This is a genomic window from Methylobacterium sp. Leaf87, from assembly GCF_001422775.1.
In the GTDB taxonomy this organism is placed as follows: Bacteria; Pseudomonadota; Alphaproteobacteria; order Rhizobiales; family Beijerinckiaceae; genus Methylobacterium.
In genome coordinates this window covers 1-15,603 of record NZ_LMMI01000035.1, presented here as the reverse complement: position 1 = coordinate 15,603, position 15,603 = coordinate 1, and the positions used below count along the sequence as shown (strand labels likewise).

Below are 15,603 nucleotides of genomic sequence, written 5' to 3'. Positions count from 1 at the left end.
AGATCAGCCCATTGCGCGTCGCTCAGCATCGTCCCTCCTCCATCAGAGAGACGAAAACGCAAGCCCAGCCAATCTGTTCAGGCGACGACAGGCCCTAGTCGTCGGCCTCGCTGGACGATCCGGCACGGGACCGCTCGTAGGCGGCAATGGCCCCGGAGCATCCCGGCGAAAGATTCTGGCGATTGCGCTTGAAGCATGCCTTCACCTCCGGCCCGCCCGGCTTCATCCCGGCGCACAGGCGAAGGTAGTCGCCGCCGCAATTCGCCCGCATGGCCTCCATCTCGGGACCCTCCTGTGCCGTGGATGGCTGAGAGGCGGTCAAGGGCCAGGCGAGGGCTAGTGTCGTCAGGGCGAGAATACGGATGTTCATCGTGCGATCTTTGCGTGCGGAGGGGCCGGGATGGGCGACCCACACGGGCAGCTGCCCACGTGGGTCGCCGTCGTCTCAGCGAGCCGGCTGGCTCGGCGCGGCGGCGGGCGGGTTGGCGAGCTGCTGACGGACCTCTGCGAGCTTCGCCTGGGCGGTGCTCAAATCCTGCCGCGCCGAGGCCAACCGCTCGTCGAGGGCCGACGCTTCCTTGTTGCGGGTTGCCAGGGTCTCGGTCAGCGTGGCCAACTCTCCTTGCGCGTCGGTCTGGCGCTTGCGCAGGGCGTCGAGGGCGGCTGTGCCAGCATCGCGGTCGGCGGAGAGCTTCTGCAGCGCCTGCTCAGCCTGACCACGCTCGGATACGACGCGGTCGCGCTGAGCCTGGGCCTCGGCGAGCTCCTTGCGGACGTTCGCCAGGGCGTCGCGGGCCTGCTGGGCATCGCGGTTGGCCTGTTCGATCTCGGAGGTGAGCTTGTCCTTCCCGGCGGTCAGGGCGGCGACCGCCTGATCCGTGTCCGTACGCTGCTTCGTGACCTGATCGGTCGCGGTCCGGGCGTCGGCCAGTTCCTTCTGGGCTGCGGCGGCGGCCTCACGGGCGTTCTGCTGGCGCTCCTCGGCCTTGGCGAGATCGGCGCTCTTGGCCGTCGCCTCCTGGGTCATGGTCGCGAGATCGGCGCGGAGCTTGGCCTCCTGCACCCGGGCATCCTCAAGTCGGCGTCCGACCTCGGCAAGATCCTGGGTCCGGTCGACGGCGGCCTTCTCCGCAGTGGTGATGGCCTCACGCAGCGGGGCCAGCTTCCCCTCGGCCTGAGAGACCTGGGACTGCAGGTCGGTGAGCTTCTGGGTCTCGGCCTCGGCCGCCTTCTTCGCCTCGGTCGCCTTGGCCTCGGCCGCCTGCTGCTCCTTGGTCAAGGCTGCGGCGCGGGACTTCGCCTCCTCGGCGGCCTTGCTTGCCTGCTGGTCCTGCTGCTGGGCGGTGGCGATCTTGGCCTGGAGGGCGGTCAGGGTGCCGGCGGTGGAGACCTGCCGGTCCAGGTCGGTGCGGAGCGCCGTCTGCTGGGTTTGCAGGTCCTTGATGCGGTGGTCGCGGGCGCTGCGCTGACGTGCGCCCGCGATGGAGGCGACGATGAGCCAGACCAGCAGGACCGCGGCCACGACCGCGAGGCTGAAGGGTAAGGGGCGTCGGAGTTCGGAACGGTAGTCGATGGCCATTGGGGTCTCGCAATGTCGGGGGAAGGCGGTGGATCGAACCCCGGCGCGGCGTCGCCCGGCGTCGTATTTAGCCGGCGCCCTGGGGCACCGGCCGTGTCATGGCGTCAGGCTGGCGCGCGGCCGTCGGTGGCATAGCGGTCGATGGCGGAAGGCAACTCGCGCGAGAGACGCGACAGAAGCGCGCCGCGGCTCAGGCCGGTCTGCTGGGTGAGGTGGTCGAGGGTGTCCGAGCCGATGGCGCGTTCCAGGTCCGCCTCGGGGATGTCGCGGTTGGCGCCCTGGTTGACCCAGGAGTTCGCCGTCTCGCCGTGGCCGCCCTTGGTGAAGTGGTCGACGAGCTCGCTCAGGCCGCTGGCGATCAGGCCGCCGACGCCGGCGGTGCCGAGGCCACCCAGCAAGCTGCCGAGATTGCCGATGCCGCCCGTGGCGTTGGTATTCGACGTCGTGCTCGGGATCGGCGGGACCGTACCGTGGTTCGGGCTCAACGAGGGGGTCGACGGGGTGTCGTTGCCCTTCAGGAGCTCGGCGAGCTTGTCGCGGTTCTGGTAGCCGGCCACGGCCAGAAGGCCCAGCAGCGCGGTCATCGAGGGGTAGCCCTTGCTCATCGTATTTCCTTTCCCGTGTTGAACGTGGTGCCGGATGGGGCCATCCGGGGTCTCGCGGTCAGCCCGCCGCGTCGGACGTGGCGACTCCCGTCGATGTCATGCGCCCGGCAAGGTCGGGCTCTTCGCCCGAAGGTTGCCCGGCGACGATGGTTCGCTTGACCGTGGAGCGGGCCGCGTCGATGGCGATGGCCGCCGCCGACATGGTCCTGGCCTCGGTCGGGCGTTCGAGGGCGTGCTTGGCGATGTCGCCTGCAAGGTCGTCGATCTCGCGGGCGAGCGCTTCGAGGCGCTCAGCATCCGCGCCGTCCTGTGCCTCGCGACGGATCTCCAGCAGCCGGTCGGTGGCCTCCTCAATGCGTTCGCGCCGGATGCGCGACAGGCGCTGTCCCACCCACGCGACCGCGGAGCCGATGCCGCCTCCGAGGAAAGCGACGAGGTAGATCCAGGTCTCGTAGCGCTCGACGAAGCCCTGCTGCTCGCGTTCGAAATAGTCGACGGCACCGGGATGGATCGGAAGCCGCGCACTCGTGGCGGCCGCGGTGCTGTCGTAGCTCGGCGCCTGCATGTAGTCGGCCGCCGGAGTGACGTTCGCCATGCCGCTGCGCAACTCGAACAGGTGCTGGGTCACGTCGGCCGCCACCGGGCGGGACAGGTTCGCCCGCGCCATCAGCCGGTAGGAGGCGCCGACGGTGGCCACGTCCTCGGCCGGCACCTTCGGGCTACCGCCGAAGGTCTCGGCCGGCATGGTGACCGCCTGGAGCCGCGGCAGCCGGGCGACGATGGCGTCGGCGTTCGCGACCGTCACGAAGGCCACCTTCCGGTTCTTGCTCGCACCCTGCACGATGCCGATGATGCGTTGGGCGGCCTGCGCCGTCGGTGAGATCACGGAGATGACGGCGTCCACGCGCTTCTTCGCGAACGCCGCCGCCAGGTCGGCCTCAGGCATCTCGACAAGGGCGACGTGACGGGGTGGCAACGGCCCTTCGGGATCCTGGTCGAGCAGCGTCAGACCGTAATGCTCGACCATCGCCTTGATCAGTTCCTGGTCTGCGTCACGGTGGGCGAGGATGGCCAGGCGCTTGCGGTCGAGGTCCGGGAAGCTGGTCAGTCCGGACGCCTCGGGGGACGCGATGATCATTGCCTGATCGCGCAGGATCGCGAGTGTCAGGCCGTTGTCGGGAAGGTCGACGTCCGGACGCACGACGGCAAGGTCCGCCCGGCCGTCCTGAAGCGCCGCCGCGCTGTCGCGAACGTCGTCGAACGGCAAGATCTTGAGTCGGATTTCCTTGTGCCGCTTGGCCAAGGCGTCGGCGTAGGCCTGGATCACGGCCGGCTCGGTGCCGTCGCTGGGCGCCACGGCGATGGTCAGCACCGTGGCGCGGGACACCCAGTAGGCCGCCGCCGCTCCGAGCCCGAGCAGCACCGCGAGGGCGAGGAACACGAACTCGCGGCGCAGGCCGAGGCCCGGAACGGTCATGGGGTCCGGGCCTCGGCTCGGCTGGGCGATCCGGTTACGGGCAAGAGTGGCGGTCGCCGTCGTTGCCGAGATACGTCCCGCTCGACGCGTCGTAGGACCGGAAGCGGCGTGCGCAGGCCGCGACGGCCTCGGGGCCGGGGCCGCCCTGCACGACTACAGGCGCTGCCTGTGCCTGAGAGTTGGCGATCGCACCTCCGATGATGGCCCCGGCCGCCAAGCCGGCGACGCCAGCGCCCACCGCGGCACCGACGCCGGGACCGCGGCGATAGCCGTAGCCCCGACGGTAGCCGTAGCCCCGCCCGTAGCCTCGTCCACCGCGCCAACCATGACGATGACCGAAGCGGCGGTACTGGACGTAGTCGGTCGGCAGATCGCCGCGAACGAGTGCTTCGATAGGCGCTGTGGAGGCCGGTGCGGCATGGGCCGGCAATCCAACCAGGGTGGCTGCAACGGTGGCGGCGAGGGCGAGGGTCAGCTTCATCGTGGATGGGTTTCCTGAATCGGTTTCGGGCGGGGGAAGGTCAGTAGCCCCGGCGGTTCGGCGGGGTGCCGGAGCGACCGGAAAATCGGCGGCTGACGTATGCGATGACCTTCGGGAGCAGGAAGGCTGTGAGGAGCTTGCGGATCATGGTGTGATCTCCGGTGTGATGGGTCAGCGCTTGGAGCGGGACAGCCAGCCCACCGCGAAGGCGATGGCGGCGAGGCCGAGCAGGGCAGAGGTGCGGTTGTCGTCGGCGTAGCGCACGGCCTGACGGCCGTAGGTCGTACCGCGCTTACGGGCATGACGAGCGAAGTCGCGACCGTCCGAGATCAGGTTCCCCGCACGGTCGCGCGCCTCGTCGACGAGATGACGCCCGTCCTCGATCAGGTTGCCGGCGCGATCCCGGACCTCGTGGGCGATGTCGCGCCCGTCGTCCAGGAGATCCTCGGCGCGGTTGCGGGCGCGGCCGTAGGCGTACTGAGCCCCTCCGGCCACCTGGTTGACGGCGCCGCGCACCTGGCGAGCCGGATCGCCGGTGAGGCCGCCGACGGCGGTCTGGGCGCGACCCTTGAGGTGGCGGGACGCGCCGCGGAACTGGTCACCGTTCATGGGATACTCCTGGGTTCGAATGACGGGGCGACGGGACCCAGTCGGGTCACTCGCCGCCCGTACGAGATCAGTGCTTGCCGGTGACCTTGTCGACCACGGAGGCGACGCCGTCCTTGGCCTCGCCGACGGTGCGCTGGGCCTCACCCTTGAGTTCCTGCGCCTTGCCCTCGACGACGAGCTTGTCGTTGCCGGTGACCTTGCCGGCGGCCTGCTTGACGTTGCCGGCAGCCTCGTTGGCGAGGCCTTTCAGCTTATCGGTGGTGCTGCTCATGGACTGATTCTTTCGGTCCGGGTGACGGAATGTCCGAGAAGGATCCCCGGCCAGTCGCGTTGACCGGCCGGGGATCGGCTCAGACGCGACGGGCGTCGTAGGCGTCGGCCAGGGTGTGGAGCTTCGGAGCGCCGAGGCGGCCACCGAAGAAGCCGGCGAGCGCTCCGAGGATCAGCGCGAGCGCGCCGTAGAAGGCACCCTGGGTGGCCGCCGACTTGGCGGCGACGGCCGCCTGCTCGGCCTTCACCTTGGCGGTGGCGATGGTCTCGTCGTACTGCTTCTTGTAGTCCTGGATCTGGGCCTTGGCCTGGTCGACCGGGATGCCCTGGGCCTTGGCGAGGGCGTCGGCGGCGCGGTTCTCGGCCTGGGCCTTCTGGGCCGGGTCACCGGTGAACAGGGCGCGGATCGCGGCGACGGCTGCGTCCTTGGCGGCCTGCGGGTCCTGGCCGGCGGCCTGGTTGCGGACCGACTGCTCGATGCCGTCGAAGGGGTTCGAGATCTTCGACAGCGACGGCGCGGCAGCCTGGGCCGCCGTCTGCACGGTGCCGCCAACCAGCGAGCCTGCGCCGCCGAGCGTGCTTGTCACGCCCGAGAACGCGCCGCCGATGAGACCACCGGCCGCGGAGGTGAGCAGGTACAGCACCACCAGGGTGGTGACCGCCCAGGAGACCAAGCCGTGCAGGCCGGCGGCGCCGTTGATGGGCTTGCCCGAGAGGCGCCCGGCGATGAAGCCGCCGGCAAGCGCCGCGACGATGCCCGAGCCCACGAACCAAATGCCGGCGCTCAGCGAAAGGGTCGAGGCGGCCGGGTTGTCGGCGGCCACCGGGCCGACGCTGGACAGGCCGACGCCGACGCCGACCATGTTCAGGATGACCTGGGTCACCAGGGCGGTGACGACGCCTGCGAAGATCGCGCCCCAGGAAACTTGGTTCAGCAGAACGGTGCGGGTATCGGCCGAGGCGCCAGGGGTGGCGAGGATGGGGGAAGTGGACACGTTACAGGTACTCCGGGTGGTCGGTCGTCCGAGTCGTTCGGTCGTTCGAGAGGTTGGTCGGTGGGGTGGAACATCAGGGTCCGACCGCGCAGTCCCGTCGCGGTCGGACCAAGATCATGGGCCTACGGATCAGTCGCGGCGGTGGATGAGCAGGCCGAGGCCGTAGCCGAGGAGGCCGGCCACGATCAGAGCGGCGATGGGGTGCTCCGCGATCTGGCTGGTGGCCTCGCGGCCACCCTCACGCAGGTACCGGCCGCCGTTCTCGTAGGCGTCCTCGGCCCGGTCGTAGGCATCGCGACCGGCGCTGCGGACGTAACGCTCACCGCGCTCGTAGGTGTCGCCGGCGGCACCCTGGGCGCGGCGGGCGCGATCCTCGATGTCGTCGGCTCCGATCAGGCCGCCGACGGTATCGCGAACCTTGCCGCCGATGTCCCGGGCGGTGTCGGCGACGTGCTCGGCGGCGTCGCGGACCGTGTCCTTGGCCTGGCCGTAGAGGTTCTCGGCGGTGCCCTGCGCCTCGCGGGCGCGGCCCTCGACCGAGTCCCGCTTCGAGCCGGTGAGGTCGCCCACCGCGCCCTGCACCTTGCCGCCGAGTTCCTTGGCAGCGCCGGTGATGCGATCCGTATCAACCATGGTGTTGTTCCTGTGTTCTTCGGGGATGGTGTTCGTGGGTGCGAGGCCTGACCGAAGCTACGGCTTAGAGGTGGTCTTCGGTTTCGCGTCGGACTTCGGTAATTTTTTCTGAGACTTGCCCTCGGCCTCGACTTTGGAATCGCCGACCAGCTTTCCGATGGCTTCCGTGATGGAGCCTTTGACCTTGTCAGACGCGTCGGTCGTCTTCTGCGCGTTCACGGATTGCTCCAAAATCTGGGCGATTGACACATCTATAAAATGGCTCGTCGTTCCCGACGAGCAATGATGCAAATGTACCAATCGAATGAATTTATTTACTCGGTTCGGTTAACGGAAATCCGTTGTCCCGGCCCCAGACGATGGCCTCGGAACGCTTGTGGACGCCCAGCTTCCGGTAGAGCGACGCGGAGTGGTTGCGCACCGTGTTCTTGGACAGGTTGAGCCGCCCGGCGATGGCCTCGTCGCCGAGGCCCTGGCAGATAAGATCAAGGATTTGGCGTTCGCGCACCGAGACGTTCGGGACGATACCGTCCTTGTGGTCGGCACCCGGCCGGCGCAGGTTGGCAAGCTTTTCGATGAGGCCGCGGCTGAACCAGGAGGTGTCGGCCATAACCGCCTCCACGGCTTCGAACATCTCCCGTTCCGTGCGCTTCCGCTCGGTGATGTCCTGCAGGACCATCAAGGCGTAAGTCTCCGAGCCGATCTCCACCCGCTCGGCCGAGGCCAGGCAATCGAAGTTGGTGCCGTCCTCGTGCTTGAGGCAGACCTCCAGGCCGAGCACGAAACCGGTGCGGGCCACCGCCGACTCGAACTTGATCCGGGCCGCATCGTGCACCCAGAGTCCGAGATCCGCTGGCGAGCGCCCGGCGACCTTGTCAGCGCCATAGCCGAACACACGGGTGAAAGCCTCGTTCGCACCCGTGATGGTGAAGCCGTCCGCGCGTGCCAACAGGGTCGGCACCGGGGTCATGCTGAACGCCTTCGCGAAGCGCTCCTCGCTCTGGCGCAAGGCCGTCTCAGCCTTCCGTCGAAGGTCCAGGTCGGCGAAGGTGAACAGCATGCACGGCTCGTCGCCGAGCTCCATCGGCTGGCCGGCGACGATGACGTAGCGGGTGCCGCCATCGGGCAGGTCGAGGCAGGCTTCCATCTGCGGGATGGTGCCGCCGCTGTTCAGGCGGGAGATCGCGAGGTCGCGGCTACGGGCGCCGGCCAGCACATCCACCTCGTAGACGCTGCGGCCGATCACGGCGTCCCGGGTGTACCCGGTCATCTCCAGGAAGCCGAGGTTCACCTTCACGTGGCGCAGGTCCGAGAGCCGGCAGATAACGGCCGGGGCCGGGTTGGCGTTGAAGGTGGTCTCGAACCGCTCCTCGGCCTCGAACTGCTCCGACACATCCTTGAGAATGAGGGCGAGGCAGCTCGGATTGCCCTCCCGGTCGGTGGCGACAAGGCTGCGCAGGGAATGGACGAAGTCGACGTCGGGCCGGTCGGTGCGCTTCACGTCTACGATGACGTCGTGGAATCGCTCGCCGGAGACGACGCGCTCCATCGGGTACTGGTTCGGCGCATGGTTATTCCGGTAGCGCAGGGCGAAGCGCTCGCGGTAGGCGTCTACGGTTTCGCCGAGTTCGCCGACGCTCTCCGCCCCGTGCATCGCGAGCGCAGCCTCGTTGGCGTAGGCGATGGTCTGGTCGGGCTCGACCAAGATCACGCCCTCGCTGAGGCCGGCGATGATCTGCCGGAGCTCATGCCTGTCGACGCCAACCGTCACCTTCGACCACCCTCCCGCTGCTTGGATCAAGCGAGGCCGTAACAGCCGGTCGGGGAGGACGGTTCCGGCACCTGCGAGCGATTGGTTGGTATATCTGGATCATTGACGGGATCGTGAACGATCAGCCAGAAACGACCATGCATCTTCTACCGTAGAGGGGCGGACAGAATCGGACGTTTCCCGGGCGAAGGTTGAATCTTCTCACATGTACTTAAGCATAATCTCTGACGAACCTTCGCCTGGAGAGGGATTGCCCCGCCATGTCCAGGATCTGCTCGGACAGCACTTAAACGGGCTCATCCCGAAAACGGTCGATGTCGACCCTGACACGCGGCTCGGCCGGGTACTGCTCCGGCTCCGGGCCGCACTGCTCGACGCGGAGGCGGAGCGACAGGTCACGAAGGCGTTCGGCGACGAACTCATCGCCCTGGTGCCGCGCCTGCGCCGGTTCGCGCGGCTTCGTACCGGCTCGGAGGCGGAGGCCGACGACATGGTGCAGGCGACCCTGATGCGGGCGTGGGAGCACCGGTCCCAGTTCAGGGACGGCACCAACCTCGTCGCGTGGCTGTTCACGATCCTGCGCAACACCCACCTGAACCAGTGCAAGCGACTGCGACGCGAGGTCGAGGATGTCGACGGAGCCATCGCGGGCAGGTTGTCGTCGGCTCCCGACCAGGAGCACCGTATCGCCCTGACCGAGTTGCAGTCCGCTCTGGATGCCCTACCCGACGAGCAGCGCGAGACCTTGCTTTTGGTGACGGTTGATGGGCTCCGGCACGAGGACGCCGCCGCCATCCTGGGCTGCCGGGTCGGCACCGTGAAGAGTCGTGTGAATAGGGCGCGCGAACGCCTCGCGACGGCTTTGGGTCTTTCATGAAGGCGGACGCATCTGCCGACCACCGCGAAGCGGTTCCCAGGCCGCTCGATCCCGCACAGATGGAGGCCAAAATCCAGATCGCCATAGATGGCAACCTGTGGGAACGAGGGCCTAACCCGCGTCTCGCATCCTGAAAGTCATCGCGCTCCGCTAAGCAGGCGTCTTCGTGGAACTCGCCGGATGTGCCTTGCCGGCGAACATGTCGTCGGAGTTCTTGTCGAAGGATGCCTGGGCAGGGCTTCGGAACGTTGGCTACTCGCCACGTTTTACCAAGTCGTCTCCCGCCAAAATGATGCATCTGCATCATTGAGCGTTTGCCGGGTGAGCATATCTCCTGGTCGTTGCAGGGCGTACGCATGCGGACGTCTACTTCATCCCGAAGTTATGACGGACCTTCTGAGTCCCCCGATCAGGTCCGGCATGGCCGCAGGGCCGGGTGTCGTGCCGCTCCGGGCGCACGCCCGGCCCGTAGGCCATCCATACGAATGGCTATGGAGGATCTTAAGATGGCCGACCCTGGCGTGACCGATCTCATTCCCGATGGTGAAATCCCGTCGGAGTTGCCGCCGAGACCGTTCCCGGGCGAGCGACCACTTGGGCCGGACGAGCCATCCGCGCCCTATGACGAGCCACCTATCGAGGAGCCCGTCGAACCTGGTATCGGCCCCGAGAACCTGCCGGGGGCGCCGACGGACCCGGGAATACGCGTCTGAACGTGGCGCCGGAGGAATACGCGGCGCAAGCCATTCGGGAGGCCATCGAGTCCGGCATGGCACGATCCGAACTTGCGGCGATCCTGGACGGACGGCCTGTTACGGAGCTCGTCCCACCGCATGCCGACGAGGCCGGGGCCGCTTACGCAGCCCGGGCCACGGGCGAGCTCATGGTCCGCTACCTCGCGCGGGGCGAGGGCGACACACCGGCGTCTGCATGACGGTCGCGCGGATGAGAAAGGCCTAGGACAAGGCGCAGCCAGGTGGCGACCGAGGAAGGATCTCACCCTTGTCCTGCAACCGGATAACGAAAGCCTGGTCCTGTTCGAGGTCGTGGAAGGCGGGCCATTCGAGGACCGGGACGTCGACACGTCAAAGGTTCTTCCATCCGAGGACGGCCGCTCAACGGTGTGACACCCACACCTCTGGCATGGCCGGATCCGCTCTGTAGAACGATTCCGATCAACAGGATTTTTCCACCTTGAACGACCATGCCGACGGCGCGCGGATCGACGCCGAGATCACCAGCACCGTCGCTGGCTCAGATCCATTTGCGGCCGCCGTTCGCGCGACACGCATGCCGATGGTGATCACCGACCCGCGGCTGCCCGACAATCCCATCGTGTACGTGAACGAAGCGTTCGTGAAGCTGACTGGCTACGCCCGCGGGGAGATCATCGGACGCAACTGTCGTTTCCTCCAGGGTCCCGAGACGGACCCGGAGGACGTTGCCCGCATCCGGGATGCCATCGAGCGGCGCGTCACCATCGAGATCGATCTTAAGAACCGTCGCAAGGACGGTACCGCGTTCTGGAACCGCCTCCTCGTCTCGCCGGTCTTCGCGCAGGACGGAGAGCTCACCTATTACTTCGCCTCGCAATACGACGTGACCCTGGAAAAAGAGCGTCTCGTCTTCCTTCAGAAGGACCGAGATGCCTTGGAGGCGGAGTCCGCGCGCCGGTCCCTCGAACTCATTCAGAGTGAGGAGCGCCTTCGGTTCACCCTGAAGGCCGGGCGCCTCGGGGCCTGGACGCTCGACCTCGGCGTCATGCGTCTCGTCTCGTCGGACGGGTTCAAGGAAAATTTTGGGCGGTCGGCGAACGACCCCCTGACCTACGAGGAAATGCTGGCGGCCATCCATCCGGAGGACCTTCCCAGGAAGCTCGCGGCCCGTGACGCCGCCATCGCGGGCCACTCGGACTACGACGTCGAGATCCGGGTCATCACTCAGCAAGGCGAGACCCGCTGGCTGCAGTTCCGCGGGCAGGCGTCGTACCGTGCGGACGGCACGCCCCTGAGCATCGCCGGGATCAGTCTGGACATCACCGACCGCAAGCGGGCGGAGGAGCACCGGGATCTCCTGGCGGGCGAACTCAACCACCGCATCCAGAACACTTTGGCGACCGTCCAATCCATCTCTCGACAGACTCTGCGCGGCGCGGCCTCCCTGGAGGAGGCGCAGGTCGCGATGGAGTCGCGGCTGCGCTCCCTGTCGGCCGCGACGGAGATGCTGGCACGGGGCAGCGGCGACTGGGCGACCCTGACGGAGGTGGTCATCGCGGCGCTGCACCCGTTCGGCGTGGAGCAGGACCATCGCTTCAAGATCGGCGGTCCGATACTGCGACTTGCACCTCGCGTCGCCCTGGCCTTCGCCCTCGCCATCCACGAACTCGCGACGAACTCCGTCAAGTACGGGTCCCTTTCGCTGGACGACGGACGTGTGATCGTGAGCTGGGACGTTGCGGACAGGTCCGGTTCCGACCGGCTCTGGTTCCAGTGGCAGGAGGTGGGCGGGCCCCATGTTTCCCGGCCGACCCGAACCGGTTTCGGCTCCCGCATGATCGAGCGGGCGCTCGCTCAGGAGATCGGCGGGACGGCCGAGATCGAGTACAGGCCGCGCGGCGTCGTGTTCACGGCCGAGGCACCGCTGCCGGAGATCACGAGGGACTGAAGGCCCCACTCGAAGATGTCACTCCGCGCGGTGGATCGCGTCGATGACCTGAGACGCTTGGTAGGGCTTGGATACGAACAGGCCGTGGTCGGGCACCTCGCCTGCGGAAAACCGGTGGCGCCCAGATGTGAGGACCAGCCGGATGTCAGGCCAGTTCTCGCAGACACGCTCGGCCAGGGTTACGCCGCACATCGAGCCCGGCATGTCGACGTCGGTGAAAACCACACCGATGTCCGACCGCCTGTGAAGAAGGTCCCATGCCTCGTCGGCATGGCGTGCCTCGACGACTGCGAAGCCGGCATCCTCCAGCATCTCGACGGCGTTCATCCGAACGAGGTCGTCGTCCTCGACCACGAGAATGACGGATGCTTCGGGGGCACGCTTCATCACCATGGCGTCTCAACCGGCAAACCTTCCTTCGGTTGCCAATTCCGGCTTCGATTGCATGGGTGGCGAGTCGAAGCACCGGACGTCTGTTCCCTCGACCTGGACGGTGGAGAAAGAGGAGGGGCCGCCGGATCGCCCCCAGGCCCATGCCGGGGCGCCGTCAGTGCCCTCCGACGGCGAAGGTCGCCCCGGGCTTGTCGTGCGTGCCGACGCGCTCGACCATCGTCGCGGTCGCCTCGTTCATGCCAACGAGGTCGACTCCAATGCCGTGGTGGCGGAACTTCAGAACCACCCGGTCGAGGGCGTTGATGGCCGAGATGTCCCAGAAGTGCGCCGCCTGTAGGTCGATCACGACGCCCTTGAGCGCCTCCTCGCGGAAGTCGAAGGCGGCGTGGAAGGCTTCCGCCGTCGCGAAGAAGATCTGCCCGGTTACCTGGTAGGTCCGCACGTCGCCCTCGCCACGGGACGAGCGCACGGCGAAGAACTTGGTGACCTTTTGGGCGAAGAACAGCCCGCTCAGGATGACGCCGAACAGCACGCCCTTGGCGAGGTCGTGGGTCGCGACCACCACCGCCACGGTACCAAGCATCACGAAGCTCGACGCCTTCGGGTGGGTAACCAGGGTCCCGAGCGACTTCCACTGGAAGGTGTTGATGGCCACCATGATCATCACCGCGACCAGTGCCGCCATCGGGATCTGCGCAACGTAGCGGCCGAGCGCCACAATCAGGAACAGCAGGAAGGCGCCGGCCCACAGGGTCGAAAGTCGTCCGCGTCCACCCGAAGAGACATTGATGACCGACTGCCCGATCATGGCGCAGCCGGCCATGCCACCCAGGAACCCCGAAGCGATGTTGGCGACGCCCTGGCCGGCGCATTCGCGGTTCTTGTTCGACGTCGTGTCGGTCATCTCGTCGACGATGGCCGCCGTCATCAGGCTCTCCAGCAGCCCGACCATGGTCAGGGTCAGCGAGACCGGCAGGATGATCCGCAGGGTGTCGAGGGTGAACGGCACCTGCGGCAGGGCCACCCAGGGCAGATCACTCGGGAGCGCGCCCATGTCGCCGACCGTGTGGATGCCGAGGCCGAGGTACATCGAGACCGCCGTGAGCAGGACGATGGTGACCAGTGGCGAGGGTACCGCCTTGGTCAGGTACGGCAGGCCGTAGACGATGCCCAGGCCGACGGCGGTCATGACGTAGACCGTGGCGCCCTGACCGAGGAGCTCCGGCATCTGTGCCAGGAAGATCAGGATCGCCAGCGCGTTGACGAACCCGGTGACCACCGAGCGCGAGACGAACCGCATCAGGTTGCCCAGGCGAAGCGCCCCGGCGACGATCTGGAGCAGACCGGTGAGGATGGTGGCGGCGAAGAGGTAGCCGACGCCGTGGTCCTTCACGAGGCCGACCATGAGCAGCGCCATGGCACCGGTGGCGGCGGAGATCATGGCCGGGCGGCCGCCGGCGAAGGCGGTGACCACGGCGATGCAGAAGGAGGCGTAGAGGCCGACCTTCGGGTCGACGCCGGCGATGATCGAGAAGGCGATAGCCTCGGGGATCAGCGCCAGCGCGACGACCGTGCCGGCCAGGAGTTCGCGCGTGACGTTCGGAGCCCATTCGCTCCGGAGGTGTGCAAGGTTCATGATGGGTGGGAGACTTTCGTCGTCCCGCACGCGAAGCGTCATCGATCCGGTGCAGGATGCGCAAGACGATGGGTCGGCCTCCTCGGAGGTCCGCGACACGGTCATCGTCGATTGCGTGGTCCGGCGGATCGGCGGCCGGAAGAGCCACCCGGGGTTTCACCGGGTCCTGTTGGATGTGGACCCATAACGCGGTTCGATGCCGCGACGCAATAAGGGTTGCAGGCCATCGCCCCGGGGAGCGGGCGTATCAGCGGTCCGTCGGCAGACGTACCCTTTCCGATGCCCCGGCGGCGGTGAGGGTGGCGTTGGCCGCGGCGACGTCATCCGCGTCAGGAGGCGTCAAGGGATCGGCGGATGCGCCGGTGCGCCGGCACAGACGGACCAGGTAGGGGAAGTGGTCGGACCCGAAGGCGTCGAGCCGGTCGACGGATACCGTCTCGAATCCCCCCTCGTGGAAGACCTGGTCGAGTGGCCAGCGCAGCCAGGACGATCCCGCGTTCCAGGTTGCGACGTAGCCGTAGCCGCGGCGCGGGTCGACGAGGCCCGAGAGCCGTCGAACCCGCCCGACCGCGATCTCCCATGGCGTCGCGTTGAGGTCGCCCGCCAGGATACCGGGTTCGACGCGCTCGTTGAGGATGCTTGCGGCCGCGTAGAGCTCGGCGTCCCTGCCGAGGGACGACTGCCACGGGAGCGGAGGCTTCGGGTGGAGCCCTATGAAGTCGACGGTCTCGCCCGTCCGCATGGTCACGCCGGTGACGATGGCCGGCGTCTCCCGCTTCGCGAGATGGCGGATCTCGCCGTCGTTCAGGGGCAGGCGTGAGTAGAGCTCGATCCCGTAGTACGACCCGGTGATCCGCTTCAGGACGTTTGGCATCCACTCCCGGAGGGGGTCGAGCGCTCCGTCCCACCACGCATCCGTCTCCATCGCGAGGAACAGGTCGGGGTCGGCCTTTCGGACGGTGTCGAGCAAACCCGGAGCGTTGCGGTTCCCAAGCTGGACGTTCGCGATCAGAACGGAAAGGCTGCGGTCCACCGGGCATGCCTCCACGTGGCCACCCCCGTCCGGCCGGTACGGCCACAGGATCGCGACATTGACCGCCAGGGCCAAGAGGACCGCTGCCAGGACGAGGCCAGTCAGCCACCGTGCCGTCGACGGAAAGAGCAGGACGCCGACGCCGACCACCATGAGCCCGATGGCCCAATGCAGCCGCGGGAAGTCGAGTAGCCGGACGGCCCACCACTCGGTCGGGACCAGGGGCAGGAACGTGCAGGCGAACAGCACCGCGGCCGCGCAGAGTGTGACGACGTGGAGGACGCGCCGGATCACGGTACCGGCGCCACCGCCGCTCAGCGCATGTCCTTCGGGAGATGCTGGATCGGGTTCGTTCGCGAAGGCGCGCCGTCACCCTGCACGGCCCCGCCCTTCATGACGTCGGTGGAGGACTGGATCGCGCTCGGCGGCGCGACGCGACCGTCGCCGTCATGCGACGTGCCCGACGGCAAGGTCCCCGGGGTTGACGTGACTGGCTGGCTTTGGACCGGGCTGATTGAGAGGATCAGCCAGGACCGAAGGAGCTGGACATGCGGCGAGGTCAGAAGACGGGTGCGGAGCA

At 67.6% G+C, this 15,603-nt stretch carries 18 protein-coding genes and 1 other annotated feature; of the genes, 3 read left to right on the top strand and 15 right to left on the bottom strand.

The features are described 5' to 3' along the window. Positions 1-94: 94 nt before the first annotated feature. The 11 genes from ASF22_RS16170 to ASF22_RS16125 all read right to left on the bottom strand — a co-directional run bounded on the left by ASF22_RS16170 (position 95) and on the right by ASF22_RS16125 (position 8,420). Entirely contained in the window at positions 95-370 is a 276-nt protein-coding gene (locus tag ASF22_RS16170) for a hypothetical protein (RefSeq protein WP_244474312.1), read from the bottom strand. A 75-nt stretch (positions 371-445) separates the two neighbouring features. Next, the gene (locus tag ASF22_RS16165) at positions 446-1,579 is read right to left on the bottom strand and encodes a hypothetical protein (protein ID WP_056266232.1); all 1,134 of its coding nucleotides are present in this window, start codon (positions 1,577-1,579) and stop codon (positions 446-448) included. A 104-nt stretch (positions 1,580-1,683) separates the two neighbouring features. Continuing rightward, positions 1,684-2,184 (bottom strand): YidB family protein, encoded by a 501-nt coding sequence (locus ASF22_RS16160; protein WP_056172246.1) that lies wholly within the window; start codon positions 2,182-2,184, stop codon positions 1,684-1,686. A gap of 58 nt (positions 2,185-2,242) precedes the next feature. Then, on the bottom strand, positions 2,243-3,661 hold the full coding sequence (locus ASF22_RS16155; protein ID WP_056266230.1) for a TAXI family TRAP transporter solute-binding subunit: 1,419 nt from the start codon (positions 3,659-3,661) through the stop codon (positions 2,243-2,245). Between the two features lie 34 nt (positions 3,662-3,695). Then, complete coding sequence (locus ASF22_RS16150; RefSeq protein WP_056266226.1) at positions 3,696-4,142, bottom strand: BA14K family protein; 447 nt, start codon at positions 4,140-4,142, stop codon at positions 3,696-3,698. A gap of 171 nt (positions 4,143-4,313) precedes the next feature. Continuing rightward, the gene (locus tag ASF22_RS16145; RefSeq protein ID WP_056266224.1) at positions 4,314-4,751 is read right to left on the bottom strand and encodes a CsbD family protein; all 438 of its coding nucleotides are present in this window, start codon (positions 4,749-4,751) and stop codon (positions 4,314-4,316) included. 67 nt (positions 4,752-4,818) lie between these two features. After that, on the bottom strand, positions 4,819-5,022 hold the full coding sequence (locus tag ASF22_RS16140) for a CsbD family protein (protein ID WP_056171488.1): 204 nt from the start codon (positions 5,020-5,022) through the stop codon (positions 4,819-4,821). A gap of 79 nt (positions 5,023-5,101) precedes the next feature. Beyond that, entirely contained in the window at positions 5,102-6,016 is a 915-nt protein-coding gene (locus ASF22_RS16135; protein ID WP_056266221.1) for a hypothetical protein, read from the bottom strand. A 129-nt stretch (positions 6,017-6,145) separates the two neighbouring features. Next, positions 6,146-6,649 carry a CsbD family protein gene (locus tag ASF22_RS16130; RefSeq protein WP_056266218.1) on the bottom strand — a complete coding sequence of 168 codons (504 nt, stop codon included), beginning with the start codon at positions 6,647-6,649 and terminating at the stop codon, positions 6,146-6,148. Between the two features lie 57 nt (positions 6,650-6,706). Further along, positions 6,707-6,868, bottom strand: a complete 162-nt coding sequence (locus tag ASF22_RS24030; RefSeq protein WP_200927151.1) for a CsbD family protein — start codon at positions 6,866-6,868, stop codon at positions 6,707-6,709. Between the two features lie 91 nt (positions 6,869-6,959). Then, positions 6,960-8,420: a helix-turn-helix transcriptional regulator gene (locus ASF22_RS16125; protein WP_056266215.1), complete on the bottom strand. Its 1,461-nt coding sequence runs from the start codon at positions 8,418-8,420 to the stop codon at positions 6,960-6,962. A gap of 250 nt (positions 8,421-8,670) precedes the next feature. Here ASF22_RS16125 and ASF22_RS16120 point away from each other — a divergent pair, with 250 nt between their 5' ends. From ASF22_RS16120 to ASF22_RS16110, 3 genes are all read left to right on the top strand, one after another. Then, positions 8,671-9,297, top strand: coding sequence for a sigma-70 family RNA polymerase sigma factor (locus tag ASF22_RS16120; protein WP_056266212.1), 627 nt, complete (start codon positions 8,671-8,673; stop codon positions 9,295-9,297). A gap of 769 nt (positions 9,298-10,066) precedes the next feature. Then, a complete protein-coding gene (locus ASF22_RS16115; protein WP_156647800.1) occupies positions 10,067-10,231 on the top strand; it encodes a hypothetical protein in 165 nt (54 codons plus the stop codon). Between the two features lie 260 nt (positions 10,232-10,491). Continuing rightward, on the top strand, positions 10,492-11,961 hold the full coding sequence (locus tag ASF22_RS16110; protein ID WP_056266205.1) for a PAS domain S-box protein: 1,470 nt from the start codon (positions 10,492-10,494) through the stop codon (positions 11,959-11,961). 18 nt (positions 11,962-11,979) lie between these two features. Here the strand turns inward: ASF22_RS16110 and ASF22_RS16105 are convergent, their stop codons facing one another. The 4 genes from ASF22_RS16105 to ASF22_RS24645 all read right to left on the bottom strand — a co-directional run. Continuing rightward, positions 11,980-12,354 carry a response regulator gene (locus ASF22_RS16105; RefSeq protein ID WP_056266203.1) on the bottom strand — a complete coding sequence of 125 codons (375 nt, stop codon included), beginning with the start codon at positions 12,352-12,354 and terminating at the stop codon, positions 11,980-11,982. 154 nt (positions 12,355-12,508) lie between these two features. Then, positions 12,509-13,990, bottom strand: a complete 1,482-nt coding sequence (locus tag ASF22_RS16100; RefSeq protein WP_056266200.1) for a SulP family inorganic anion transporter — start codon at positions 13,988-13,990, stop codon at positions 12,509-12,511. 114 nt (positions 13,991-14,104) lie between these two features. Next, positions 14,105-14,160, bottom strand: a sequence feature (sul1 is cis-regulatory element that is thought to sense ions involved in sulfur or methionine metabolism; They are found in Alphaproteobacteria). A 77-nt stretch (positions 14,161-14,237) separates the two neighbouring features. Further along, positions 14,238-15,317 carry an endonuclease/exonuclease/phosphatase family protein gene (locus ASF22_RS16090; RefSeq protein ID WP_056266194.1) on the bottom strand — a complete coding sequence of 360 codons (1,080 nt, stop codon included), beginning with the start codon at positions 15,315-15,317 and terminating at the stop codon, positions 14,238-14,240. Positions 15,318-15,337: 20 nt separating this feature from the next. After that, the coding region (locus ASF22_RS24645) for a hypothetical protein (RefSeq protein ID WP_210166660.1) at positions 15,338-15,603 on the bottom strand (266 nt) is incomplete at its 5' end.

Coding starts and splice junctions, on each gene's coding strand:
- ASF22_RS16170 (WP_244474312.1), bottom strand. CDS start 370: ATGAACATCCGTATTCTCGCCCTGACGACACTAGCCCTCGCCTGGCCC.
- ASF22_RS16165 (WP_056266232.1), bottom strand. CDS start 1,579: ATGGCCATCGACTACCGTTCCGAACTCCGACGCCCCTTACCCTTCAGC.
- ASF22_RS16160 (WP_056172246.1), bottom strand. CDS start 2,184: ATGAGCAAGGGCTACCCCTCGATGACCGCGCTGCTGGGCCTTCTGGCC.
- ASF22_RS16155 (WP_056266230.1), bottom strand. CDS start 3,661: ATGACCGTTCCGGGCCTCGGCCTGCGCCGCGAGTTCGTGTTCCTCGCC.
- ASF22_RS16150 (WP_056266226.1), bottom strand. CDS start 4,142: ATGAAGCTGACCCTCGCCCTCGCCGCCACCGTTGCAGCCACCCTGGTT.
- ASF22_RS16145 (WP_056266224.1), bottom strand. CDS start 4,751: ATGAACGGTGACCAGTTCCGCGGCGCGTCCCGCCACCTCAAGGGTCGC.
- ASF22_RS16140 (WP_056171488.1), bottom strand. CDS start 5,022: ATGAGCAGCACCACCGATAAGCTGAAAGGCCTCGCCAACGAGGCTGCC.
- ASF22_RS16130 (WP_056266218.1), bottom strand. CDS start 6,649: ATGGTTGATACGGATCGCATCACCGGCGCTGCCAAGGAACTCGGCGGC.
- ASF22_RS16115 (WP_156647800.1), top strand. CDS start 10,067: ATGGCACGATCCGAACTTGCGGCGATCCTGGACGGACGGCCTGTTACG.
- ASF22_RS16105 (WP_056266203.1), bottom strand. CDS start 12,354: ATGGTGATGAAGCGTGCCCCCGAAGCATCCGTCATTCTCGTGGTCGAG.
- ASF22_RS16100 (WP_056266200.1), bottom strand. CDS start 13,990: ATGAACCTTGCACACCTCCGGAGCGAATGGGCTCCGAACGTCACGCGC.